Consider the following 23,665-nt stretch of genomic DNA (forward strand, 5'->3'; position numbering starts at 1 on the left):
GGGCATTTTTGTTTGTATCGTTTTTTGACTAGGATTTAGAACTAGATATTAAGCTCTCGATTTTAAGCTCCAGATTTTAAGCTCCAGATTTTAAGCTCTAGATTTTAAGCTCTAGATTTTAAGAACTAGGATATTAAATCGTTAGTCTTTCCAGCGAATATGCGTCACTAAACTGTGGGTTTCACTTGGGGCAAGCACGACTTTATCTTCTAAAACATTGGCCGCTTCTAGACAGACCATGGTCAAATAATCTTCTGGATTAAACCGGCCAAGGCGTTGTGACTTTTCAATCCATGGATTCCATAATACGGCGGATTGGCTGTTCTCGCGGCTGACTTCGATTATTCCCTGCGGCGTATGCAATAATTGCACAGGGCCGAGTTCGGCATAGACACGATCTGTCTCGCGATCAAAGCGCACTTCATCCGTGGTTTGCGGATAAGGCCCTTCGGCAAATTCGATGTATTTGGAGCCACTAAAACCGCTCGCTTTGAGTTGGTGGATATCCTCAATCGGGAAATAAGTGTGCAGCGCTTGGGTAAGCGTGACGGTTTCATCGCCTAAGTTGGTATTCACAAGACTGATACTCAGGGTGTCGCCTAGGGTGAATAACACGCTGACCTGAGTGTTATGCGGCCAATAGATTTTATCTTGCTCACTGATTTTTAAGCTAAAACGTAAATCTACTAACTGATTACGCATTTCTACCGATTCCAGCGCCCAAATGCGGGTGCGGGCGAAACCGTGTTGGGGGAAGTTTGCTTCACTACTCATGCCAAACCAAGGCCAGCATACGGGCACACCGCCACGGATCCCATTACCGGGTTGATAATCGTCAGCCGATGAAACCCACAGCAAAGGTGCTTTTCCTACGGGTTGAAAATAGTCTATTTGCGCGCCCTGCAAAAAAATTCTTGCCTGACATAACGCCGTATTCACTTCGACATAATCGAGCCCGTTGGCGTGCTTTTTAGTAGTGACAGAACCCATAGTTGCAATATCCTTAACTCTGCTGGCATATCAGAAAAACAGGCAGTTAGCTTACAAAGTTTTCCGCTATAACATAAGGCTTTGTTGCGATCAATTTACGGTTTCGCTGTTCGTTTGTGTAAACAAAAGTCTGTGGCGGCGGTTGGGGTGCTTTCTTTTTCGGCAAATTTAGCTAAAGTGGTCAGAGCACCAAAGTGGTCAGATCACTTAGTTGAGTTGCAGTCTAACAAGAAAAGGGAAGCGATTATGCCAGTTTATCAAGCGCCGCTGCGCGACTATCAATTTATCCTCAATGAAATGTTACATATTTATCAGCAAGATGCGCTCAAAGGGTTCGATGAAATCGATCCAGATCTTGTCGATGCTATTCTCCAAGGTATGGCTGACTTTAGTATTGAAGTCATGCTGCCGCTCAATAGTGTCGGCGATCTGCAAGGCTGTAAGTTGGTCGATGGCAAGGTGGTTACACCTGAGGGTTTTGATAACGCCTATCGGCAGTTTGTTGATAATGGCTGGCCAACGCTGACCTGCGATCCTGAATATGGCGGCCAAGGTCTACCCGAAGTGGTGGGGATTTTCGCGACTGAGATACAAACGGCAACCAACATGGCCTTTGCTATGTACCCAGGTTTAACCCATGGCGCTTATGCTGCCATTCATGCCCACGGCAGTGATGCACTTAAGCAAAAATATTTGAGTAAATTAGTTAGCGGAGAATGGACTGGGACAATGAATTTGACCGAGTCTCACGCCGGTACTGACTTAGCCTTATTACGCACCAAAGCCGTGCCGGTCTCTGAAGGCGTTTTTGCTATTACTGGTGAGAAGATTTTTATCTCCTCAGGCGATCACCAACTCACCGACAACATAGTGCATCTAGTATTAGCCCGCTTGCCGGATGCACCAGAGGGCGTGAAGGGAATATCTCTATTCGCCGTGCCGAAAGTGCTAGTGAATAGCGACGGTAGCTTAGGCGCGCCGAACACTTTATATGCCAGCGGCCTTGAACATAAGATGGGTATTCACGGTAACTCCACCTGCGTGATGGTGTTTGAAGGTGCATTGGGCGAGCTTGTTGGCGAGCCGCACCAAGGACTGCGCGCCATGTTTACTATGATGAACCAAGCGCGTTTAGGCGTGGGCGTGCAAGGGCTGGGTGTCTCTGAGATTGCCTATCAAAACGCCTTGGCCTACGCCAAAGACAGATTACAGAGCCGCGCTTTAAGCGGTGCCAAAGCCCCAGAAAAAGCCGCCGATCCGATTTTGGTTCACGGCGATGTGCGCCGCATGTTGCTGTCGCAAAAAGCCTTTAATGAAGGCGCAAGAGCCTTAGTTGGACAACAAGCTTTGTGGCTCGATGAAGCCGAGCGTCATACCGATCCAGCCAAGGCCAAAGTTGCCTCCCAGTTAGCGGCCCTGTTTACGCCTGTTGTGAAAGGTTTTATCACTAATCGCGGCTTTAATGCCTGTGTCGATGCGCAGCAAGTGTTTGGTGGACATGGTTATATCCATGAGTGGGGCATGGAGCAATTTGTGCGTGATAGCCGTATTGCGCTGATTTATGAAGGCACTAACGGCATTCAGGCGCTGGATTTAGTGGGGCGTAAGTTACTTAGCGACCGCGGCGCGGCGATGCAGCAATGGTCGGCATTAGTGACTGAGTTCATTAAGTCACATAGCACCAATGCGGCGATGCAACCTTACGTGAGTGGTTTAATGGATTGTGCGGGTGATTTGCAAAAGGCTAGCGGTTATTTAGCTGCACAAGCTGCGACCAATCCTGACATTATCGGCGCAGCGTCTATGGCTTATCTGGAGTTATTCGGCGTGACTGCACTGGCGTGGATGTGGGCCAGAAGTGCCGCGGTGGCATTAGCGGCGTTGGAGCAGGGCACCGAAGAAACCCCGTTTTACCAAGCTAAATTGAAAACCGCCGATTTCTATATGGCTTACTGGGCGGTACAAGGTCGCAGTCTGCGTAAGCAAATTGAGCAGGCGAGTGAAATGCTAACGCAATTAGATGAAGCTATCTTTTAAGCATTCATCTTATATGCTGAGTTAAGCCCTTGCTTAACAACAGTTCGAGAACAACCTAAAACCAGCGCACTGCGCTGGTTTTTATTTTTATCCCACATTAAAACTTCTATCTAAGGTCTTTGCGACTGAACCTCTGTTTCGTTTAAGTCATAACCAAATATCACAAGGATAATGTGAGCTGACGCTAGCTATTTACCTAACAGATTTCACATTTATGTAAATTCAAATGATAATCGTTGTCATTCGTAAATCATTCTTTATAATGACGGCCAATTCGTTTGAATACATTTGTAAACCCTTTGGTTTATTCCATTTTTATGCGCTCGCGCTGGGGACATTCTGTGAAGACTCGTTTCGCCTACTCATTAATTGCACTTGCACTCGCTCAACATCAGTCGGCATTCGCCGCTGAAACTGTACTCGATAAAGAGGCTCCGCAGCAGACCTTGTCTACGAGTTCATCTGTTGCAAGTCCTGCACCGACTCAAGCCACGACCGATGAGGAGGTAAAACTCGCAGCACCTGAGCGTATTGCCGTCCATGGCCGCGCGATGCAAATGTACGTCGATAAAGAAACCACGATTGGCACTAAGACGGCGATTAATGTGATGGAATTGCCGCAGTCGGTGCAAGTGCTGACCGAGCAGTTAATCGTTGACCAAGCCGCGCGCAATATTACCGATTTATACCGCTCAATCGCGGGTGTGAGTGAGTTTAGTTATTCCGGCGTGACCTTTCGCGGTTTCCGCGACGATGCCAACGTTTTTTATGATGGGGTAAGGGGCGATCCCTATTCGGGATTTTCTGTGCCACAACTCTTTAATGTGCAGCGGGTTGAAGTGTTAAAAGGCCCTGCATCGGCACTCTATGGCGGCGGTGAACCTGGCGGCATGATTAACTATGTCACTAAAAAACCGACGTTTGTCGAGAGCAAAGAGCTGACCTTAAGCACGGGCAGCGAGGACATGATGGGGGGCTCGCTGGATTTCACTGGCGGCTTAACCCAAAATCTTGCCTATCGTTTTGGCGCCTATTATCAGCAGGAAGATAGCTTTCGCAATAATGCCGATAGCCAAAATGCCGAAGTGGCGGGTGGGTTACTCTACGAAATCAGTGATGATACTAAGCTCACCACCACTTTCGATATTATTAAGCAGGATTTAGGCGGCAATCGATTGCGCGGCGTGCCTGTCGATAATGACGGTAACTTCCTCGTTGCGCCATCCTATAATGCCAATGAGAAGAGTGACTTCCAGAAGATGGATGCGCTGGTGCTGCAATCGATTCTCGACCATCAATTTACCGATAATTTCTCGGTCAAGACGCAGATCCGCTATCTGAATAATGATTCCACGCAGCAATATCATGAATCGAGAGGTTGGGTCGATGTAAATGGTGATGGTAAAGCCAATAGTGCAGATGGCACCATTAAGCGTGAATACCGAGTGCAAGCACGGGCAAATGATGAAATCAGTTTAACCAATGATTTTGTTTATGCATTCGATGCCTTAGGTTTTGAACATGAGTTCCTGTTCGGTGGCGATTATCACTATGTGGAAACCGAGTACCATTACAAGCTCGCGACCAGCAAGGAAGGCGTGGGTAACCTAAATATTTTTGACCTTAACTATGGTGAGACGGATCCTAGTACCTATCAATTAAAAGACATGGATACCGACGGTACCCGTGCTAACCGTTTTGGCCTTTATGTGCAGGAACACTTGCACTTTAATGAACAGTGGTCATTGATTGCCGGTCTGCGTTTCAGCCAGTTTGACGATTATGATAAAAAGACCGGTTTCTCCTTCAGCGATAACGCGATAACGCCAAGGGCAGGGCTTAATTATCGCCCAATCGATTCAATGTCCTTTTATTTGAATTACTCTGAGAGCTTTAATCCAGCATCTTTAACCGATCAAGCACAAGATATTGCTGACGGTTTCCTCGATCCAGAAACGGGTAATCAAATTGAACTTGGGATGAAAAATGAGTGGCTTGATGGCCAGTTTATGACCACGCTCGCCGTATATCGCATTGAAAAACAAAATGTCGCTCAAGCTAACCCTTTAAATACTGGCGATGACGATGGCATTCCCGCTTTACTTAATTTGGGTGAAGTACACAGTCAAGGCCTTGAATGGACGCTGGTGGGGGATTTAACCGATAACCTGACTGTTACGGCGAACTATGCCTATAACGAGACCGAAGTGGTTAAAGGAGTCACTAACGACAGTTTAACCAATACCTTCGACAGTAAGCACTTTGCCAATGCGCCGCGTCATCAAGCGGGGATATGGACCCGTTACGACATCAATGCACTCGATTCGGCGATTGCCTTTGGTATGGACTATGTGGGCGAGCAGTTCAGCCTCGATGGTCAAATAGTGAAGCCCCATACGATTTTTGACATGAGCTGGACGACTCAGTGGGATCAAACTCAAGTTCGTTTAAATCTTAAAAATATCTTCGACAAAGAATATGCCGTCAGTGGGTTTAGCGAACGTAATGGCCATTTCCCCGGTGAGCCGCGCAATATCACGCTAGAACTGAGTCATAAGTTTTAATGCATTAATGTGAAAACAGCTTGTTCGTTAAGGATGACGAACAAGCTAACCTGCCTAACCTTGCTCACCACTGCCGTTATTTCTGCCAGTATTTGCTGTCGTTATCATCACCGGCTAATGCTTGCACACTATCTCAATAGTATTTTCCTATTAAGATGATAGCTTCTATCCGTTATCCTTTCTCATTTAGCTTGTTTAGACTCGCCTTATATGAATTATTCGATAAGGTTTCCCTATGCACGCCGTCAGGCACTTAGCCTCCAAAGACGCTCAATCTAACGCTAGCCCACTGGTGGCCCTGATTGCAGAAGGGGGTGGCCAGCGTGGCATTTTCACCGCAGGCGTGCTCGATGCTTGGCTTGATAGCGGATTCGATCCCTTTGATTTATTTATTGGAACATCTGCAGGTTCACAGAATCTCAGCAGTTTTTTAGCCCGTCAAAAGGGTTATGCCAAACGCTTAATCCGCGGTTTGTCGCGGCATAAACGTTTCTATCGACTCGGTCGCGGGTTAGTCGGCGGTAACGTGGTCGATTTAGATTGGTATTTTGAGCAGACGCGACAAGGAATGTTTAAATTAGATCTTAACGCGGCAACAGCCTCACTCGGTGATCGGCAGTTACTGATCACCACTACCAATGCCAGTGATCGCAAGGGTTATTTTTTAAGTCCAAGCAGTAAAAGCCAGTGGCGCGAATTGCTTAAAGCCTCCAGCGCATTGCCATTTTTGTATAAACAAGGAGTAAAACTCACGCCTTGGCTAAATGATAACGCCTGTAATAGTGACAAGGCCTGTAGTAACGGCGCGGCTAATCATGGCGGGTCGCATCACAGCGCAGCATTGAGCGAATCTATCGACAGTGATTTTTATCTCGACGGCGGCTTAGCCGCGCCTTTACCTGTGCGTGAGGCCTATCGTCGTGGTGCCCGCAAAATTGTGGTGATCCGCACTGTGAGTGAGGATTTTCAGGCGCAATCGGCTTGGGTGCATAAACTTAAATCTTGGATTTGTGTTTCTGGTTTTTGCCCGAAAACCATAGATTATTTAGTGCAGCACGAACAAGCCTATCAGGATGAATTGGATTTTATGGCTAATCCGCCAGAGGATGTGGAGATAGTGCAGATTTTTGCCGCTGAAAATTTGCAGAGTAAGTTATTGGGTAGCACCGATGCCGATTTACGCCATGATTACCATGCGGGCATGAGTGCCGGAAAGCTGTTTTTAACCCAAGATCCGATGGCATTGACGCAGATGAATGTTCATTTTCAAACTCAAGTGCAAACCAACGCTCACACTCAAACTCACATTCAAGCTCACTCTCAAATCAAGCCATTCAGTGCGCTGTCGGCCTAGTTTAATTCTAGAGTTAAGACACAATTTTGTGCACGAGTAAGCAATAAAAGTAAACAGCATCGAAATACAAAAGCCACCCTAGGGTGGCTCTTGTGGCTGTCGGTCTTAACCAGTTCATTAATCTAATTAATGAACTTAGATGATTAATCTAGCTCATCAATCTTGCTCATCAGCCCAGTTTATTAACCTAGTCCTTCAACGTTAGGTCATTAATAACTTGAGGTGTGTACAGAGCGCACTGCTCGGCCCGATGGGTCGATAATACCGCGCAAGCTTTCGTCCCAAGCTAATGCTTCTGGCGTTGAACAGGCGACGGATTTACCACCTGGAACCGTTTCAGCGGCGCCGCTCAATGGATAATGTTCCTCAAAGAAGCAGCGATAGAAATAGGCTTCTTTGGTTTCTGGTGTGTTGTATGGGAAACGGAATTTCGCGTTCGCCAATTGTAAATCATCCACCCGCGCTGCAGCTTGTTCTTTCAAACCGTCAATCCAAGAGTAGCCTACGCCGTCACTGAATTGTTCCTTTTGACGCCATGCCACTTCTTTTGGCAATTTGTGCTCAAAGGCTTGGCGCAGAATGTGTTTCTCGATACGACCATCCTTAGACATTTTCGCTTCAGGGTTGATGCGCATCGCCACATCCATAAACTCTTTATCGAGGAAGGGCACACGGGCTTCTAATCCCCAAGCGGCCATGGCTTTGTTGGCACGCAGACAATCGAACAGATGCAGCTTATCGAGTTTGCGGACTAATTCCTCGTGGAATGCCTGTGCGTTTGGCGCTTTATGGAAGTATAAATAGCCGCCAAATAGCTCGTCAGCACCTTCACCCGATAACACCATCTTAATGCCCATGGCTTTGATTTTACGCGCCATTAAATACATAGGTGTCGCGGCACGTATGGTGGTGACATCGTAGGTTTCTAAGTGATAGATCACTTCTTTAATCGCATCTAAGCCTTCTTGGAAGGTGAAATGGATCTCATGGTGAATCGTACCAATGGCATCTGCGACTTTTTTGGCGGCGATTAAATCTGGCGCACCTTCAAGGCCGACGGCAAAAGAATGCAACTGTGGCCACCAAGCGTTGGTTTCGCCATCGTCTTCAATGCGGCGTTTCGCAAAGGTTTGCGTCACGGCGGAAATGATCGATGAATCTAAGCCGCCTGATAGCAACACACCATAGGGTACGTCTGACATTAATTGGCGTTTGACCGCCGCTTCTAATGCGTCACGTAATTCTTCTTGGCTGGCTGGGTTATCTTTAACTGCATCATAGCTTTGCCAATCGCGGCTATAGTATTTAACGGCTTCACCATCTTTTGAATACAGATACTGGCCCGGTAAGAACTCTTCTACCGTTTTACACACTGGCATCAGCGCTTTCATTTCAGAGGCAACATAGAAGTTACCCGCAGCGTCACGGCCTGTGTATAGCGGGATGATACCCATGTGATCGCGGCCGATAAGGTATCTGTCCTGGGCTTTGTCATATAACACAAAGGCGAAGATACCGTTTAATTTATCAAGGAAGTCAGTGCCATATTCTTGATACAGCGCCAAGATTACTTCACAGTCAGAGTTGGTTTGATAGCTGTACTTATCGCCTAGCTGGGCTTTCAATTCTTTGTGGTTATAGATTTCGCCGTTGACCGCAAGGATCAAACTGCCATCTTCGGTCAGCAGTGGCTGAGCACCGTGTTCAATGTCAACAATGGCTAAACGTTCGTGGGCAAGAATTGCCTTATCACTGGCATAAATACCTGACCAGTCAGGGCCACGGTGGCGCATTAGCTTAGACATTTCTAGCGCGACTTGGCGCAGTTCTTTGGCATCAGATTGGATATCTAAAATCGAAAAGATTGAACACATAGTACAACTCCCACACTGTCTGTCATTTGAGGATGTCTCAATTGAGGTTTAATGTGCCAGCAATTTAGGCATTTGCCAAACACTATTTTTGATGTTTTATCTGTTTATTGGTGTTTTTGTTGATTTAGATGTTTATGTTTAATGCTTTTATTTGAGAATAATTCATTTAATTTGCGTTATTTTTGATGATTTGTTTTTATTGTCTGATTTGGCGTGAGGGGTTTTGGGGAATTCACAATGTGTTTTAAAAAAGTGTCGATGACAGAAAAACCGTTAAAAAAGACCATAAATAATGAGTTGGCTCGTTTAAGTGTTTTATTTTTAATCAATTAATGCGCCGAGTTTGACATCAACCAATGGCATAAGCCTATGCAGAATGGTGTGGCAGGATGGATATTTCGCGATAACGGCATTGTTTGTGAGCTGAAAACAAAAAAGCACGTGAATGGTTCACGTGCTTTTCAATCTTGTTTGGTGCTTTGGTTGGCGGAGGAAGCGTTTTATTCAGCTGCTTTATTTCGCAGGTGCGACTAGCGGGCGTTAATAAGAGACGACTAACCAAGTCGCCTCTCACAAGCTGTCACTGATACAAGCTGCTATTTTGCATCTGTCACAAGCGTCGTTTTAGCTGGGCGCAGGCTATTAAACTCTGTGCCTTGATAGTATCCCGGCCAATCTTTGCTGTTGCCCAATGTGCGCGTGACTTGGTAGTAGATTTGCAAATCTTGCAGCGCGCCGCTCAAATCCCAGTCTTCACGGTATTCATCGCAGACATTGTGATAACAGCCTTTCATTGTCGCTTGCATCTGGGTTTTATAAGCAGCCGTGGCTTCATCAACGGGGTCGCTACCGCCGCCGGCAAATACCGCTGGCACGCCCAGTTTGGCAAAGCTGAAATGATCTGAACGGAAGAAACCGCCCGAAGCGGGATTTTTCTCACCCATGGCGATGCGGTTCTGTTGTTTCGCCGCATCAATAAGGTAAGTTTCTAACTCAGATTTCCCTTTGCCGACAATCGTAAAATCCTTGGTTTTGCCGTAGATATTGGTGCTGTCGAGGTTTAACACTGCCACGGTTTTGTCGATAGGATAAAGTGGATTGGCAGCGTAATAGCGCGAACCGAGTAAGCCTTGTTCTTCGCCTGTTGTGGCAATAAAGGTGACCGAGCGCGCTAAACCGTGGCCTTGTTTGACATTGTCGGCTAATTGCCTGGCGATTTCGAGAATGCCAGCAGTGCCTGAGGCATTGTCCATGGCGCCGTTGTAAATCTGATCGCCTGCTTTCGTCTCGTCTTTACCTATGTGATCCCAATGGGCGGTATAGAGGATCTGCTCGTCGGCTTGTGTGCTGCCGGGGAGCGTGGCGACTACGTTGTAGCTATTCGCGTATTCGGCTTTATTTTTAAAGGCGATACTGGCCGTTTGCTCAAGGGGGACATTAATTGGGCTGTCGGCGGCACGCGCCATCAAGCTCGGCAGTGATAAACCAGATTTATCAAACAGTTGGGTCGCTGCGTCCAATGTAAGCCAGCCTTCGACTTGGATGCGGCTATCTTGTTCGGCTTTACTCAGCACCAGATCTTGTTGTGGCCCAGTCCAGCTATTTTCTACCACAGACCAAGGATAAGAGGCGGGCTCAGTATCATGGATGATCAGTGCACCAAGGGCGCCTTGACGGCTGGCCTCTTCAAACTTATAGCTCCAGCGGCCGTAATAGGTCATGGCTTTGCCATTGAATTTACCCGAGTCAGGGCGGGCAAAGCCGGGGTCGTTCACTAAGATCACCGCGATCTTGCCTTTCATGTCGAGATCTTGGTAATCATTCCAACCATATTCGGGTGCGTTCACCCCATAGCCAACGAAGACTAATGGCGCATTTTCAATATTAATGCCACCGTTATCGTGGCGACTGCTGAGCACCAGATCTTTTCGGTATTTAAAGGGTAATCCTGCCAGCGTAACTTGCTGCGCTTCATCTGCGGTATAGCTCACCATAGGCACAGGTTGCAAAAAGCTGCCTTGATACGCGCCCTTGAGCCCCATATCTGTAAAGGCTTTAGCCAAATAGTCCAAGGTGAGTTTTTCACCGTGAGTGGTCGGCGCCCGACCTTCAAATTCATCGGATGACAGGGCTTTAATATCATTTCTAAAGCGCGCTTCATTAAACTGCACTGGTTTGAGTTCAGCCAAGGTGCTGTTGTCATCGGGTTGGGATGAATTCGGACTACAGGCACTGAGCATAGCCAGCGCACAGAGTGGATACAGACGTCGCATAGGTTAATCCTACTGTTGTTTTAATTAAGGAATTTTAGATTTCTGTTAATCAATCAGAAGCGAGACTTATCATGAAGCAAGCTGCTGCGAGCCACAAGGCTGAGAAGAAGGTGAATGTGTTACTTAATGTTGCTTTACCCTATGCAATACGCCTTTTGGCTAGGTGTATTGCATGGGTAATGTTGGAATGACTCGCAAGAATGAGTGGTTACGCAGGGGTGGCCAAAGGTTTAGATAATTGTTTAAACAACATCGATGTCGCCCGCGCAGGCGAATACATGATTTGGGCGGAACGGTTCTTTGTCGATATCTTCAAGCTTACTTACGCCACTGGTGACCAGAATGGTTTCAAGCCCAGCTTGGAAGCCCGCTAAAATATCGGTACGCATATTGTCGCCGATAATGACAGTGTCTTCTGAGTGTCCATCAATATGATTAAGCGCTGAGCGAATAATCCAAGCGCTCGGTTTACCCACGTAGAAAGGTTTTTTACCGGTAATACGCTCGATTGGCGAACACAGCGCGTCACAGGCAGGGCTGTAAGCTGGGCCGTGAGTGTCAGGGTTGGTGGCAATAAAGCGGGCGCCACCTGCCACAAAGGCTGCGGCTTTATGGATCATTTCCCAATTGTAGGAGCGGGTTTCACCGACAATCACAAAGTCAGGGTTGATATCGGTGGATATTGACACCTGACTTGAAGGCTTAACCCTTACTATAACAACAAAAAATAGATGTGTTTAGCAGGGTTTCGATGTGTATTTTTAACTTGATTATTACATCAATAAGGTTCATCAATCTCAAATGAACTCTTATTGGCAGTGTTAATAACTTTAAGATTAAGCCCATCAGTTAATTCAAGTTTGATTTTTATGTTTTTGCTCGATTTATCAATGAGTAGTAGGTTTTTGATATTATTATTGTTGTTCAAAACCATTGACTCTAACTCCTCCGTTCTTTTAAGCATGCGTAATGTATTTTTTGCGGCTTTTTGTGGATGTTTACTGCATGAAAAACCACCACCAATAGGCATGTATTCCGTTCCATCTCGGACGGTAACATTAGTATTCGCCGCTTTGTTACGCAAGATCTGTCGTTGTTCAGTAGTTAGAGATTCTTTGCTATCAGTTTTAAAAATCGCTCGTGCAATAACGTGAGGCCAGTTGTCGTGTAATATTTGTATCAAATCAGTATTAGTCCAAGTGATGTGGTTAGCACCGTTTTTTTCATGAAGTAATATGTCTAGCAAGTAAGCTTCATTGCCATCAAAATACACGAATAGCATTTCATCACCTTTACCTCCCTCCTCAAAATGAATATGGTAGATTCCCCATTCAAAGCGAAGTAAGTCAGTTTTTTTATTTTGGTGTTGGCCTTTAACTTGTTTACTAAGAAACGGATTTACATCTTTACCCTTAGATAGCATTGATACGATATCTACTATCTCAGTGCGATTCTGTAGCTGTGGAGATATGTGAATGTTCCACTTTTTGATCGGTATTCTGCGTTCAGTCACTGTAAGAAAGTGAAGCACTAAGTTTTGTATATCATAATGCTTATAGCTCAAGTGAGCTTCTGTAGCACTAATGTGTTGCTTTCTTAGCTCTGCAAAACTAGGTATTGGGTAACCAAAATCTTTTAGCTTTTCTTTGATTTCAGTTTCTAAATCCTTAAAGAAATTTACTTCCATGTTGTGCTCCTATTACTGTGCAAAATGCTATTAAAAGCATTCTATCGCGTTATGTAGATATGGCAAGAAGTAGGGGAGGTAACTAGCTGTTTTAAAATGAGGTTTGTGAAGTAGTGCGAGAGGCATTACTATAAGTGCAATACGTATTAGACCACTGTGGATATTGACACCCGACTTGAAGGCTTAACCCTTACTATAACAAGAATACGCTGATGTGTTTAGTAAGGGGCTCAGCTGATTCTACTGTGGAATAAGTCCATGTCCACAATGCTTACAAATACTTGCTTCTTTTTTTACCAACTCTTGGCACTTTGGACAAAGTAAGTGTGTTTTATTGGTTGGAGCATTTGGGTCCACTTTCTTACTTGAGATAGCTAGATATATAATATGTGCTGGTATTGTAAAAAGTAAAAAAATAAATCCTGTAAAGAACGATATTATATGAAGGATTACAAAAATGATATTGCCCATGTTTTGGCCTCATAGTTATTAAAGTTGAGTAGGGTTAGTTACGTGTTAATCGTGGATGGGCATGATGAGCACTTTATTTGATTTAGCTATAGATGGAGCTAATGTTGCTACTTACTTATCCATCAATGCCTCACAAAAAAATACTATTAGGAGCATTCTATCGCGTTATGCAAATATGGCAAGAAGTAGGGGAGGTAACTAGCTGTTTTAAAATGAGGTTTGTGAAGTAGTGCAGAGGGCGTTACTATAAGTGCAATACGTATTAGACCACTGTAATGTTAGCACCTGACTTGAAGGCTTAACCCTTACTATAACAAGAATAAGCAGATCTGTTTAGTAAGGGCTTGTCGTTGTGCTACTGCTACTTTTTAAGCAGTTTATTGAAATCTACATCGTAGCCGGCTTCTAGCATTTCCTGAGCAATCTTCATTTCCCAGTTTTCACTAACGTAAACAATACCGCTAATGTCATTTGGTAGCTCAATATCACCCTCAACTAATGGCACAACATTCTCTCGTCCAAGCTTACCCATTAAGAAGCCATGTTCAAAGATGACATTCTGACGCGCTCTAGGTTGCAAGTCGTCAGACTTTGTCTTTACCACACCTAAATCATCTGGTGTATAAAGGACAATCGCAAAGCGTGTTACATCGGAGTAATCTTCAATCTTCTCGATTATTGTTCTACTTTTGTTTACTTGCTCATCAAGTATTATTGCTTCAAAACCGAGTTTTTCAATGAAGCGAGCTGTGCGATATTTAACCTCACCATCATGTCCATGCACAATGAACACTTTATTGGATTTAGCTTCAGGTATAGTTTTCACGTCTTGAACTTCCTTGTTGCTTGGGGTGAAATCATATTCATCATTTTTGATATCGAGGATTAACGAATCTAAATATGAATATGTTTTCTCTCCATCATTTATCCAGAAATAGTCAGCATCGCTTTCGTTTCGGCGTAATAAAACAGCATAAGCCACGAACAAAGTATTAAAGTGTTTAACTTCTCGAGGCATATTCTCTTCAAGAAAAGCCGTAGTAACATGTTTCCATTTTACAAATCTGCGTGCACCGTAGTTAGCACCTCGATCATTAAACGATGTATAAACGTCGCTTAGTAGTCGTTCTTTAAGTCTCTCTAATCCATCAATGATTTCTTGCTTTTCCATCCATGCCTCACAAAAAAATACTATTAGGAGCATTCTATCGCGTTATGCAAATATGGCAAGAAGTAGGGGAGGTAACTAGCTGTTTTAAAATGAGGTTTGTGAAGTAGTGCGAGAGGTATTACTATAAGTGTAGATTGTATTAGACCACTGTAATGGTAAAGCCTGCTTTGTAGAGTTCGTGGGTGAGGGCGCCTTCACCAATGACATAGGCTTTGCTGCCTTCTTGGTGCTGTAAAAAGTCAGCGGTTGCCATCGCGGAGGTATAAAAGCATTCTTCAGGAATATCAATACCGGCAGCGCTTAAACGGTTTTGCAGATCCTTTCCCGTTTGTACGGGATAGTTAGTCAGGACGACTAACGGATTGCCTTGTTCTAAAATACGCTGGATAAATTTGTCGCTGCCAGGGATCAGTTTATTGTCGTGCAGTAGTACACCATCGATATCGCAGATAATATTTTTCATCTAATAGTCTCTTGTCATGCCGAGCAAAAATCACTTTTCGTTAAGTTATCTAATGCCACATTGCCCCAGAAAACAATGCTTTTGTGGAAAATAGTTAAAAAAATAGAGACCCTAAGGTCTCTATTTGTGATCTCGCGACCAATTGCTATTTCGCGAAACTAATCAGGCGCGTAACCGCTCGGGCCGATGAGATTGCCATCAAGATAGGCTTGGCCGTTTTGCATGTTAAGACGGTGCTGACTAAACCATTTCACCACGAGTGGATAAATGGCATGTTCTTGCTCATGCACACGGGCGGCGAGCATGTCAGCGGTATCTTCTTCATAAACAGGCACTTTAGCCTGTAAAATCACCGGACCTGCATCAAGCTCTGGCGTGACAAAATGCACGCTGGCACCATGTTCGCTGTCGTTAGCGTCAATGGCACGTTGATGGGTGTTTAAGCCAGTGTATTTCGGTAACAGTGACGGATGGATATTGATCATGCGACCTAGGTAATGATTCACGAAATCATCGGTTAAGATCCGCATAAATCCTGCCAACACGATTAAATCGGGTTGGTACTGTTCGATGACTGTCATTAAACGCGCATCGTATTCAGAGCGAGATTCACCTTGGTGAGCTATCACGCAGCTGGTATCAATTTCGCCATGATGGGCGCGCACTAGGCCATAGGCATCGGGTTTATTACTGATGACTCCGACAACTTCGGCCTGCAGATTATCGTCGCAACCGTCGATAATCGCTTGCAGGTTACTGCCATTTCCGGAAATTAATACAACTACACGACAGCTCTGGGGCATTACAGGATCTCCACTTGCTCTTCATTGCCTTCACGATCTGCGATAGCACCGATCAGCCAAGCTTGTTCGCCTTCTGCAGCCAGTAATGCAAGTGCAGCATCCACTTTATCGGCTGGCAGCGCGACTAACATGCCGACGCCACAGTTGAAGGTGCGATACATTTCATATTCTGCAATGTTGCCATTTTCCATTAACCAACTGAAAACAGCAGGCCATTGCCATGAATCGCCTTGGATAACCGCTTTTAAATTATCTGGCAGTACGCGTGGGATGTTTTCCCAGAAGCCGCCGCCAGTAATGTGTGCCATTGCATGTACGTCTGATGCTGCGATCAGTTTCAGCAATGATTTCACGTAAATTTTAGTTGGCTCAAGTAGATGTTCAATTAGCGGTTTGCCATTGAGATCTTGTTGAGGGTCTGCTTGGCTCACTTCTAATACTTTACGTACTAAAGAGTAACCATTTGAATGAGGGCCGCTCGAGGCTAATGCGATAAGCGCATCACCCGCTGCCACTTTGCTACCGTCAATGATGTCGGCTTTTTCAACTACGCCTACGCAGAAACCTGCTAGGTCGTAATCTTCACCTTCGTACATGCCTGGCATTTCAGCGGTTTCACCGCCGATTAACGCACAACCAGATTGGAAACAACCTTCGCCGATACCGTTGACGACAGACGTCGCGGTTTCAACATCCAGTTTGCCCGTTGCATAGTAATCGAGGAAAAACAGTGGCTCAGCACCTTGAACGATTAAATCGTTCACACACATAGCAACTAAGTCTATGCCGACAGTGTCATGTTTTTTATAGTCGATAGCTAAACGCAATTTAGTCCCAACACCGTCGGTGCCAGACACTAAAACCGGTTGCTTGTATTTAGTGGGGATTTCACACAGGGCGCCAAAACCACCTAAGTTGCCCATAACTTCTGGACGACGGGTACGTTTAACGGCTGCTTTTATGTTACTTACCAGTGCATTACCTGCATCAATATCAACGCCGGCATCTTTATAGCTCAGTGGGGTAGGTGTGCTCACGGAGGGATCCTCTCGGGTACATCGTTATTGGATTTTATGCGGCGGTATTCTACCAGCTTGTGCTAGGGGTCGAAAGTCATGATTTGGATTTATGCCCCTCGGCGCAGTATTTTTGGCCGAGTAAAACTGTATTTCAGTTTCTGAGGTCTTGAGATTGGTCACAAAATAGTAAATTAAGGTACGTATCTTAGTCGATCGGGAATTATTCTTGGGAGATAGCTCACGATTAGGCCTAATGGCAAAACTTTATGTTTTACCTAGTAAACAAATCAACTAGAATCTGAAAAATTTGCCTAAAATAATACGCCGAAAAATAAAGTAGGAGAGAAAAATGAAAGTTGTCGAGGTTAAACATCCTTTAGTGCGTCACAAAATCGGTTTAATGCGCGAAGGTGACATTAGCACTAAACGTTTCCGTGAGCTAGCCGCCGAAGTGGGCAGTTTATTAACCTATGAAGCTACCGCAGATTTCGAAACTGAAACGGTGACGATTGAAGGCTGGAACGGTCCGGTTGAAGTCGACCAAATCAAAGGTAAAAAAGTCACTGTTGTGCCGATTTTACGTGCGGGTTTGGGCATGATGGACGGTGTACTTGAGCATATCCCAAGTGCGCGTATTTCAGTTGTCGGCATTTACCGTGACGAAGAAACCCTTGAGCCTGTGCCATATTTTGAAAAACTCGCCAGTGACATGAACGAGCGTATCGCCTTAGTTGTCGACCCAATGCTCGCGACTGGTGGTTCTATGATTGCGACTGTCGACTTATTGAAGAAACGCGGTTGTACTTCAATCAAAGCCTTAGTGTTAGTGGCTGCACCTGAAGGGATCAAAGCGTTAGAAGCGGCGCATCCTGATATCGAGTTATATACCGCTGCTATCGATAAGTGCCTCAATGAGAAGGGCTATATCCTGCCAGGTCTTGGTGATGCGGGCGATAAAATCTTTGGTACTAAATAACCAAAGCTGTTAAAAATCAAGTTGCTAAATAATTAGCGTAGCTGATGCTCAGTTGAGCGGATGTACTCAGTAAGGGAGCCTAGGCTCCCTTTTTGTTTTTTTGTTCGCCACAGTTATAACAACTTTGTTTTAAGCTGCTAAAGTTTAGCATTAAGACAAATAGTTATTCGCAATTGCAGTTGTTTTTATTGGTTTATTTTGTGGTTTAATGGGACATTACTTAAGTTTTGGGCAAGGCATATTGTCGGTATAACAAGGATTAAGAGGGATTATGGGACATTCGGCACTCAACTGGTTGTTATTACGTCGGTCACTTGCACTTGCGACCCTCTTGTTTGTCATATTCTTGCTGATCCTATTGCCGTTTAAAATCGATAGAGAACACCAATCCTTTGTGTCTTTTGTAAAAACCAAGCAAATCACACCGAGCTATATTGAACTGCTCGGTAAAAGCTTATCCCTGCACGACATCATTGATTTCAATAAATCTTCTTTAGCGCCTTTTCAGCTCGATCCCACCCGATTAATGCTGCCCCAAGGGGTGGAGCTTTCTGCTGAAGAAGCGCAAGTCTTACGCTACTTTGATTATCTCTACTCCAGTAAAAAGACCAATGCAGAAGATATTTTCCTGTATGTGGGGCTTTATCGTAGTGATGCTGTGTATTTTGCTACCCCAATCCCTGAGGACGTAAAAGCGCGGCTGATTAATGACCGTACTTCGACAAATGAGTTTTGTCAGAGCCTGCACTATTGTGCGAAAGACGCGACGCCAGAGTCCTTGGCCGATGGCATAGTGTTATCCATTCCTTATCAAGATGAAGTGACTGGTAAAGTCATTTTATCTATGGCCTCGCCGATTACATCATCTAGCGATCCTAATCATTTTATTGGTGATGTGATTGCCGACACGGCCTTTATGACGTCGGGTTTTATGCGTAATAAACATGTGGAATGGCGCAATACCGATTATGGCACTGAGTTGGTGATCACGACAGATAGCCTTTGGGCTGAACTGACGCCGGAGTTCTTGTTTTATTCGATGACAAATCATTTAGATAACATGACTTCACTGACATACAAAATCAGTATATTTCGTTTTATTGTGTGGAATTTGCCCCTGTGGTTTTTGTTATCTATTGTGATCTTCTTCGTTCAAATTAATATCAATCGTTTTAGGAAACTTCGTACTGAGCGTCAACGGTTTAGTGAAGCGATGTTATTGGATGCTTTTACTCGCACCTACAATAAGAAAGTCTATGAGACCGCACTGTTTGATGTCGCAACTAAGGGGCATTACGCAGTGATCTGTGTGGATGGCGATAAAATCAAAACCATTAATGATACCTACGGGCATAAACTCGGGGACATGGCGATCATGCAAATTGTCGATGCAATGCGCGGCGTATTTCGAGAAAACGATTTGTTAATCAGAACCGGTGGTGATGAGTTTGTCGTCATCTTAGCTAATTGTACTTTTGAACGGGCTTTGGTATTGGCTGAACATTTACGTCAAGCTGTGGCAGAGCGACAATTTTTAAATGTGTTGACCGTTTCCTGCGGTGTCGCTGATTCACAAGACTATGCTAACTTCGAGGCAGTGCTGCAAGCGGCGGATAAAGCGCTGTATGAGGATAAAAAGAATAAGCAGGGTAGCCGCAAGCTCGAAGCGACACGGTAACTATGATCAGTTATTAGGCTAACTATTGCGTTAACTATTGAGTTAGCTATTGAGTTAACCATCGAGTGAATTAACGCGTCACGTGACCACTATAAAGTTGCAGCCGGCAATAAAAAAACAGCGCGGACAATGTCCGCGCTGTCGTTACTTTCTATTACTGCTATTCAATCCCTTCAATCGTGTTTACAGCACCATGGCTGCAATCCAGCCAAACACTAATAGTGGAATATTGTAGTGGATGAAGGTGGGGATCACGCTGTCACGGATATGATCGTGTTGGCCATCGGCATTCAAACCCGCAGTAGGACCTAAGGTGGAATCCGATGCTGGCGAGCCCGCATCACCCAGCGCTGCGGCGGTGCCGACTAACGCAATGGTCGCCGCCACTGAAAAACCAAAACTTAACGCCAAAGGCACATAAATGGTCGCGATAATCGGAATGGTGGAGAAAGACGAGCCGATCCCCATAGTGATCAGTAGACCCACTAGCAGCATCAAGAAGGCGGCGAGGGCTTTATTATCACCAATGATGTCGCTAAGCGAAGCCACAAGCGTGCCCACTTCACCGGTTTCTTTCACTACTGCGGCAAAACCAGCGGCAGAAATCATGATAAAACCGATGTTGGCCATCATGCGCACGCCTTGATTGAAAATATCTTGGTCGGCGACATGCTTTAAGGCGCCCGAGAAACTGAAAATCATGAAGCCGACTAAGGCGCCAAAAATCATCGAATCGGTTTCAAGTTGCACCACTAAGGTGGCTAATATCGCCACTGCGGCAATGATAATATTGCGTTTGTTGAGAGTTTCTTCTGGCTCTGCAACCAATACTTTGGCCTCATCGTAGATCCGAGGTTTACGGTAACTGATAAACACAGCTGTCAGTAAACCGACTATCATGCCCGCCGCTGGAATTAACATGGCTGGTGGAATTTGCTCACGAACAGCCGCTAAGCCATTACTGGTTAAGTTTGAAAGCAGAATGTCATTTAAGAAAATGCCACCAAATCCAATCGGTAAAATCATATAGGTTGTGACCAGACCAAAGGTCAAAACACAGGCGACTAAACGACGGTCGATGTTCAGTTTGGTCATCACATGTAACAGGGGGGGCACTAAAATCGGAATGAAGGCGATATGAATAGGTAAAATATTCTGCGAGGCCATCGACATGACAAGTAGCGATAACAGCAGTAACCAGCGAACCCAGTTAGTGTTGGTGGGATTAGGATCTTGCCCAAGACTACTGATGATGCTTCTTGAGATCAGCGTGGTTAAGCCTGAGTGCGATAGTGCGACAGCGAAGGCACCTAATAATGCATAGCTGAGCGCAATTTGCGCGCCGCCACCTAAGCCCGTATTAAAGGCATCGATGGTTTGGTGCAGATCCATTCCGCCCACAAGTCCTGCCACTAGGGCGCTCACGGTGAGAGCGATAACCACATTCACCCTAGCTAAACTGAGTGCCAACATTAAGCACACTGCAATAACGACTGCATTCATAGTCAATTTTCTTAATTCTTTAAGCCAAAGACGCTATTTTTGACTGCAAAGGCTGTCGATGTCCAGTTTGCCGAGGGCTTATCTGAAAAATATCTGAAAATGTGATCATGCTGGGTTTTGTCTGTTAGCCGAATGTGGATTGCTGCGCACACAGGATACGCAGATTGCTCTATCCTTAGTCAGGCAAAACGGAAATGCCCTTGAAAAATGTGATATTGGTCTTAAATAGGTTGTAAGGCACAGCACACGACTTATAATGCCTAAAGATTTGATTGGTAAGAACACCTTTTAATCAGTAAGGATTTAACTCGACCTAGGTTGAGGAGAGCATACTGGCGAAAGGGCATCTTGCCTTACACTTAGTTCAACTCATAGATGGAGATATAAAATGAGCGTATTAGTAGGCCGTCAGGCTCCTGATTTTACTGCTGCAGCTGTATTAGGTTCTGGCGAAATCGTTGATAGCTTCAACTTAACTGCTGCCATCAAAGGCAAACCAGCAGTCGTATTCTTCTATCCACTTGACTTCACTTTCGTTTGTCCATCAGAGTTGATCGCATTTGATCACCGCATGGAAGAGTTCACTAAGCGTGGCGTGGAAGTGATCGGTGTGTCTATCGATTCTCAGTTCACTCACAACGCATGGCGCAACACCCCAGTTGAAAAAGGCGGTATTGGCCAAGTTAAGTACACGTTAGTGGCTGACGTTAAACATGAAATCTGTAAAGCATACGATGTTGAGCATCCAGAAGCGGGTGTAGCTTTCCGTGGTTCATTCCTGATCGACAAAGAAGGCATGGTTCGTCACCAAGTTGTTAACGATCTGCCATTAGGCCGTAACGTTGATGAAATGCTACGTATGATCGACGCACTGCAATTCCATGAAGAGCACGGCGATGTATGTCCTGCTGGCTGGGAAAAAGGCGATAAAGGTATGAATGCAAGCACTGAAGGTGTTGCTGCTTACCTGTCTGAAAACGCAAGCTCACTGTAATTAGTACTTGTTAATCACAGTTGTCTGTTAAATGAAAAAAGCTGCCAATGGCAGCTTTTTTGTTTTTATATGGCTTAAGATCTAGTGTGAACCGCTAAATTTATGCCTCAGTGTCGCTTTGTGCATCCTGCTCATTCACGGTCAGTAACGGCCAGCCGCCTAATGATTTCCAACGATTCACTATGTGACAAAAAAGCTCTGCGGTACGTTCGGTATCATATAGCGCAGAATGGGCTTCTTTATTATCGAAGGGAATGCCCGCCATGATGCATGCTTTGGCAAGTACGGTATGACCAATGGCAAGTCCGGCGAGTGTAGCAGTATCGAAAGTAGCAAAAGGATGAAACGGCGAGCGTTTTAAGTCGCAACGTTCAATCGCCTTACTCACAAAACCATGATCAAAAGCGGCATTATGCGCCACTATGATACTGCGATGGCAGTCAGAGGCTTTTTGGGCTTTTTTCACCGCTTTAAAGATTTCTAAAAAGGCTTCTTTCTCGCTCACGGCTCCGCGTAACGGATTAGTGGGATCAATGCCGTTGAATGCTAACGCTTCGGGTTCTAAATTTGCACCTTCAAAGGGCTCAATGTGGAAGTGTAGGGTTTTATCGATTCCTATCACACCTTCATTGTCCATTTTTAGTAGGGTGACGGCAATTTCTAGCAACGCATCGGTTTGAGAGTTGAAGCCCGCAGTTTCGACATCAATGACTACGGGAAAGTAGCCTCGAAATCGGTATTTCAATTTGTTCGCGTCGCAAATGTCACTCATAAAGTACTCTAGAAAATTCACAGGGCGCTATTATGCTAAATGTGTTGGGGTGTGTCATGCTTGATTGATGGTTTTATGAGCTAAAGGAACTAAATAGTTTGCCGATAAAGCCATGTAACCGATTAAACATGAGTAAAGGCTATGTGGCGAAAACTGATATTAGTATCAATTTTATGCGTTCCAGCAACTGCAACGGCAGAGTTGCGCCATTATGTCGCCTCTTTAAGTGATTCCCAATGGCGAGTGAGCGAGAATTCTCCCATCGTTTGTCGCCTCGAGCACGATATCCCTTCCTACGGTAAAGCGATTTTTACCAGCGAAGCGGGTAAGCAGCAGAATATGAATTTTACCTTAGACATGTGGGTAAAACCGGATCAAGTCACGCAAGCTAAGTTAATTAGTCGCGCGCCACAGTGGCGTCCGGGAGTGGTCTCAAAAGAGATCACGTCACTGCATTATCAAAAGTACTTTAATGGTGAGGTGCCTAAACGTGCTGCTTGGTCTATGTTGGCTGAGTTGAGTCGCGGTATGGAGCCGACGTTTTACTATGCCGATTGGTATAACGAGTCAAATAAGATCGCTGTGGGTTTGTCATCGGTTAATTTTGGCCGTAAATATAGCGAGTTCAAAGCTTGTCTAGCGCACCTGTTGCCCTATAGTTTTGAAGATATCGCATTTACTGTGCTGAACTATGATGAAGGCGGAACCGATTTAACTCGTTTCTCCCAGCAGCAACTATCTCGGGTTCAAGAATACTTAGCCTATGATCCTTTGGTGGAGCTAGTGCTGGTGGATGCGTATACCGATAGTTACGGTGGCCGTTCAGTTAACCAAAAAGTCTCAGATAAACGGGCTGAGTCGGTAAAAGATTTCTTTGTTGCCAGTGGTATTCCGCAAGATCGTATCGTTACTGTAGGGCACGGTGAGCGCCGTCATGTGGCTTCGAACGATGATATGGACGAAAGGGCACGTAACCGCCGCGTTGTGATACGGATAAGTAAGCCTTTGTAGTGCATTTGCGCAGTGTTTAACCTGT

The 23,665-nt window shown here is 45.1% G+C and carries 16 protein-coding genes and 2 pseudogenes; 7 read left to right on the forward strand and 11 right to left on the reverse strand.

Translation table 11 applies throughout. The annotated features are described in order from the left end of the window. Positions 1 to 141: 141 nt before the first annotated feature. Positions 142 to 990 (reverse strand): D-hexose-6-phosphate mutarotase, encoded by an 849-nt coding sequence (locus tag MO387_RS15390; RefSeq protein WP_107947107.1) that lies wholly within the window; start codon positions 988 to 990, stop codon positions 142 to 144. 246 nt (positions 991 to 1,236) lie between these two features. Here MO387_RS15390 and MO387_RS15395 point away from each other — a divergent pair, with 246 nt between their 5' ends. The 3 genes from MO387_RS15395 (at position 1,237) to MO387_RS15405 (ending at position 6,945) form a co-directional block, all read left to right on the forward strand. Next, the gene (locus MO387_RS15395) at positions 1,237 to 3,027 is read left to right on the forward strand and encodes an acyl-CoA dehydrogenase C-terminal domain-containing protein (RefSeq protein ID WP_107950188.1); all 1,791 of its coding nucleotides are present in this window, start codon (positions 1,237 to 1,239) and stop codon (positions 3,025 to 3,027) included. 317 nt (positions 3,028 to 3,344) lie between these two features. Next, a complete protein-coding gene (locus tag MO387_RS15400; RefSeq protein WP_107947108.1) occupies positions 3,345 to 5,591 on the forward strand; it encodes a TonB-dependent receptor in 2,247 nt (748 codons plus the stop codon). Positions 5,592 to 5,826: 235 nt separating this feature from the next. Then, positions 5,827 to 6,945 carry a patatin family protein gene (locus MO387_RS15405; protein WP_107947109.1) on the forward strand — a complete coding sequence of 373 codons (1,119 nt, stop codon included), beginning with the start codon at positions 5,827 to 5,829 and terminating at the stop codon, positions 6,943 to 6,945. A gap of 209 nt (positions 6,946 to 7,154) precedes the next feature. Here the strand turns inward: MO387_RS15405 and asnB are convergent, their stop codons facing one another. The 8 genes and pseudogenes from asnB to purM all read right to left on the reverse strand — a co-directional run bounded on the left by asnB (position 7,155) and on the right by purM (position 16,724). Continuing rightward, positions 7,155 to 8,819: an asparagine synthase B gene (asnB, locus tag MO387_RS15410; RefSeq protein WP_006087458.1), complete on the reverse strand. Its 1,665-nt coding sequence runs from the start codon at positions 8,817 to 8,819 to the stop codon at positions 7,155 to 7,157. A gap of 596 nt (positions 8,820 to 9,415) precedes the next feature. Beyond that, positions 9,416 to 11,092: a M28 family metallopeptidase gene (locus tag MO387_RS15415; protein ID WP_242326366.1), complete on the reverse strand. Its 1,677-nt coding sequence runs from the start codon at positions 11,090 to 11,092 to the stop codon at positions 9,416 to 9,418. 242 nt (positions 11,093 to 11,334) lie between these two features. After that, positions 11,335 to 11,769 (reverse strand): annotated as a pseudogene (locus MO387_RS15420) (HAD hydrolase-like protein); the annotation flags it as partial. 101 nt (positions 11,770 to 11,870) lie between these two features. Continuing rightward, positions 11,871 to 12,779: a hypothetical protein gene (locus MO387_RS15425; protein ID WP_107947111.1), complete on the reverse strand. Its 909-nt coding sequence runs from the start codon at positions 12,777 to 12,779 to the stop codon at positions 11,871 to 11,873. An 832-nt stretch (positions 12,780 to 13,611) separates the two neighbouring features. Continuing rightward, the gene (locus MO387_RS15430; RefSeq protein WP_107947112.1) at positions 13,612 to 14,421 is read right to left on the reverse strand and encodes a nucleotide-binding protein; all 810 of its coding nucleotides are present in this window, start codon (positions 14,419 to 14,421) and stop codon (positions 13,612 to 13,614) included. Positions 14,422 to 14,569: 148 nt separating this feature from the next. Continuing rightward, positions 14,570 to 14,884, reverse strand: a pseudogene (locus tag MO387_RS15435) (UMP phosphatase); the annotation flags it as partial. Between the two features lie 158 nt (positions 14,885 to 15,042). Then, positions 15,043 to 15,687 (reverse strand): phosphoribosylglycinamide formyltransferase, encoded by a 645-nt coding sequence (purN, locus tag MO387_RS15440; protein ID WP_012088897.1) that lies wholly within the window; start codon positions 15,685 to 15,687, stop codon positions 15,043 to 15,045. Continuing rightward, positions 15,687 to 16,724, reverse strand: a complete 1,038-nt coding sequence (purM, locus tag MO387_RS15445) for a phosphoribosylformylglycinamidine cyclo-ligase (protein WP_006081244.1) — start codon at positions 16,722 to 16,724, stop codon at positions 15,687 to 15,689. Before purM ends, purN begins: the two co-directional genes overlap by 1 nt. Before the next feature lie 331 nt (positions 16,725 to 17,055). On the opposite strand from purM, the gene upp reads away from it, so the two are divergent. Together upp and MO387_RS15455 are read left to right on the forward strand one after the other, a co-directional pair. Beyond that, on the forward strand, positions 17,056 to 17,682 hold the full coding sequence (gene upp, locus MO387_RS15450) for a uracil phosphoribosyltransferase (RefSeq protein ID WP_006081245.1): 627 nt from the start codon (positions 17,056 to 17,058) through the stop codon (positions 17,680 to 17,682). A 271-nt stretch (positions 17,683 to 17,953) separates the two neighbouring features. Beyond that, on the forward strand, positions 17,954 to 19,360 hold the full coding sequence (locus tag MO387_RS15455; protein WP_006087454.1) for a GGDEF domain-containing protein: 1,407 nt from the start codon (positions 17,954 to 17,956) through the stop codon (positions 19,358 to 19,360). 183 nt (positions 19,361 to 19,543) lie between these two features. Here MO387_RS15455 and MO387_RS15460 read toward each other — a convergent pair whose 3' ends face one another. Beyond that, entirely contained in the window at positions 19,544 to 20,863 is a 1,320-nt protein-coding gene (locus tag MO387_RS15460) for a Na+/H+ antiporter family protein (protein ID WP_006081246.1), read from the reverse strand. A gap of 388 nt (positions 20,864 to 21,251) precedes the next feature. Between MO387_RS15460 and MO387_RS15465 the strand changes: the two genes are divergently transcribed. Further along, positions 21,252 to 21,857, forward strand: a complete 606-nt coding sequence (locus tag MO387_RS15465; RefSeq protein ID WP_006081247.1) for a peroxiredoxin C — start codon at positions 21,252 to 21,254, stop codon at positions 21,855 to 21,857. 100 nt (positions 21,858 to 21,957) lie between these two features. Here MO387_RS15465 and rnt read toward each other — a convergent pair whose 3' ends face one another. After that, on the reverse strand, positions 21,958 to 22,629 hold the full coding sequence (gene rnt / locus MO387_RS15470) for a ribonuclease T (protein ID WP_107947113.1): 672 nt from the start codon (positions 22,627 to 22,629) through the stop codon (positions 21,958 to 21,960). A 141-nt stretch (positions 22,630 to 22,770) separates the two neighbouring features. On the opposite strand from rnt, the gene motY reads away from it, so the two are divergent. Beyond that, the gene (motY, locus tag MO387_RS15475) at positions 22,771 to 23,640 is read left to right on the forward strand and encodes a flagellar protein MotY (RefSeq protein WP_063883092.1); all 870 of its coding nucleotides are present in this window, start codon (positions 22,771 to 22,773) and stop codon (positions 23,638 to 23,640) included. The last annotated feature ends 25 nt before the right edge of the window (positions 23,641 to 23,665 follow it).

It is taken from the genome of Shewanella sp. N2AIL (assembly GCF_022690845.1).
Classification (GTDB): Bacteria; Pseudomonadota; Gammaproteobacteria; order Enterobacterales; family Shewanellaceae; genus Shewanella; species Shewanella baltica.

Bases quoted from the DNA above. Each gene is read 5' to 3' on its own strand.
- MO387_RS15390 (WP_107947107.1), bottom strand. From the start codon at position 990: ATGGGTTCTGTCACTACTAAAAAGCACGCCAACGGGCTCGATTATGTC.
- MO387_RS15395 (WP_107950188.1), top strand. From the start codon at position 1,237: ATGCCAGTTTATCAAGCGCCGCTGCGCGACTATCAATTTATCCTCAAT.
- MO387_RS15400 (WP_107947108.1), top strand. From the start codon at position 3,345: ATGCGCTCGCGCTGGGGACATTCTGTGAAGACTCGTTTCGCCTACTCA.
- MO387_RS15405 (WP_107947109.1), top strand. From the start codon at position 5,827: ATGCACGCCGTCAGGCACTTAGCCTCCAAAGACGCTCAATCTAACGCT.
- asnB (WP_006087458.1), bottom strand. From the start codon at position 8,819: ATGTGTTCAATCTTTTCGATTTTAGATATCCAATCTGATGCCAAAGAA.
- MO387_RS15415 (WP_242326366.1), bottom strand. From the start codon at position 11,092: ATGCGACGTCTGTATCCACTCTGTGCGCTGGCTATGCTCAGTGCCTGT.
- MO387_RS15425 (WP_107947111.1), bottom strand. From the start codon at position 12,779: ATGGAAGTAAATTTCTTTAAGGATTTAGAAACTGAAATCAAAGAAAAG.
- MO387_RS15430 (WP_107947112.1), bottom strand. From the start codon at position 14,421: ATGGAAAAGCAAGAAATCATTGATGGATTAGAGAGACTTAAAGAACGA.
- purN (WP_012088897.1), bottom strand. From the start codon at position 15,687: ATGCCCCAGAGCTGTCGTGTAGTTGTATTAATTTCCGGAAATGGCAGT.
- upp (WP_006081245.1), top strand. From the start codon at position 17,056: ATGAAAGTTGTCGAGGTTAAACATCCTTTAGTGCGTCACAAAATCGGT.
- MO387_RS15455 (WP_006087454.1), top strand. From the start codon at position 17,954: ATGGGACATTCGGCACTCAACTGGTTGTTATTACGTCGGTCACTTGCA.
- MO387_RS15460 (WP_006081246.1), bottom strand. From the start codon at position 20,863: ATGAATGCAGTCGTTATTGCAGTGTGCTTAATGTTGGCACTCAGTTTA.
- MO387_RS15465 (WP_006081247.1), top strand. From the start codon at position 21,252: ATGAGCGTATTAGTAGGCCGTCAGGCTCCTGATTTTACTGCTGCAGCT.
- rnt (WP_107947113.1), bottom strand. From the start codon at position 22,629: ATGAGTGACATTTGCGACGCGAACAAATTGAAATACCGATTTCGAGGC.
- motY (WP_063883092.1), top strand. From the start codon at position 22,771: ATGTGGCGAAAACTGATATTAGTATCAATTTTATGCGTTCCAGCAACT.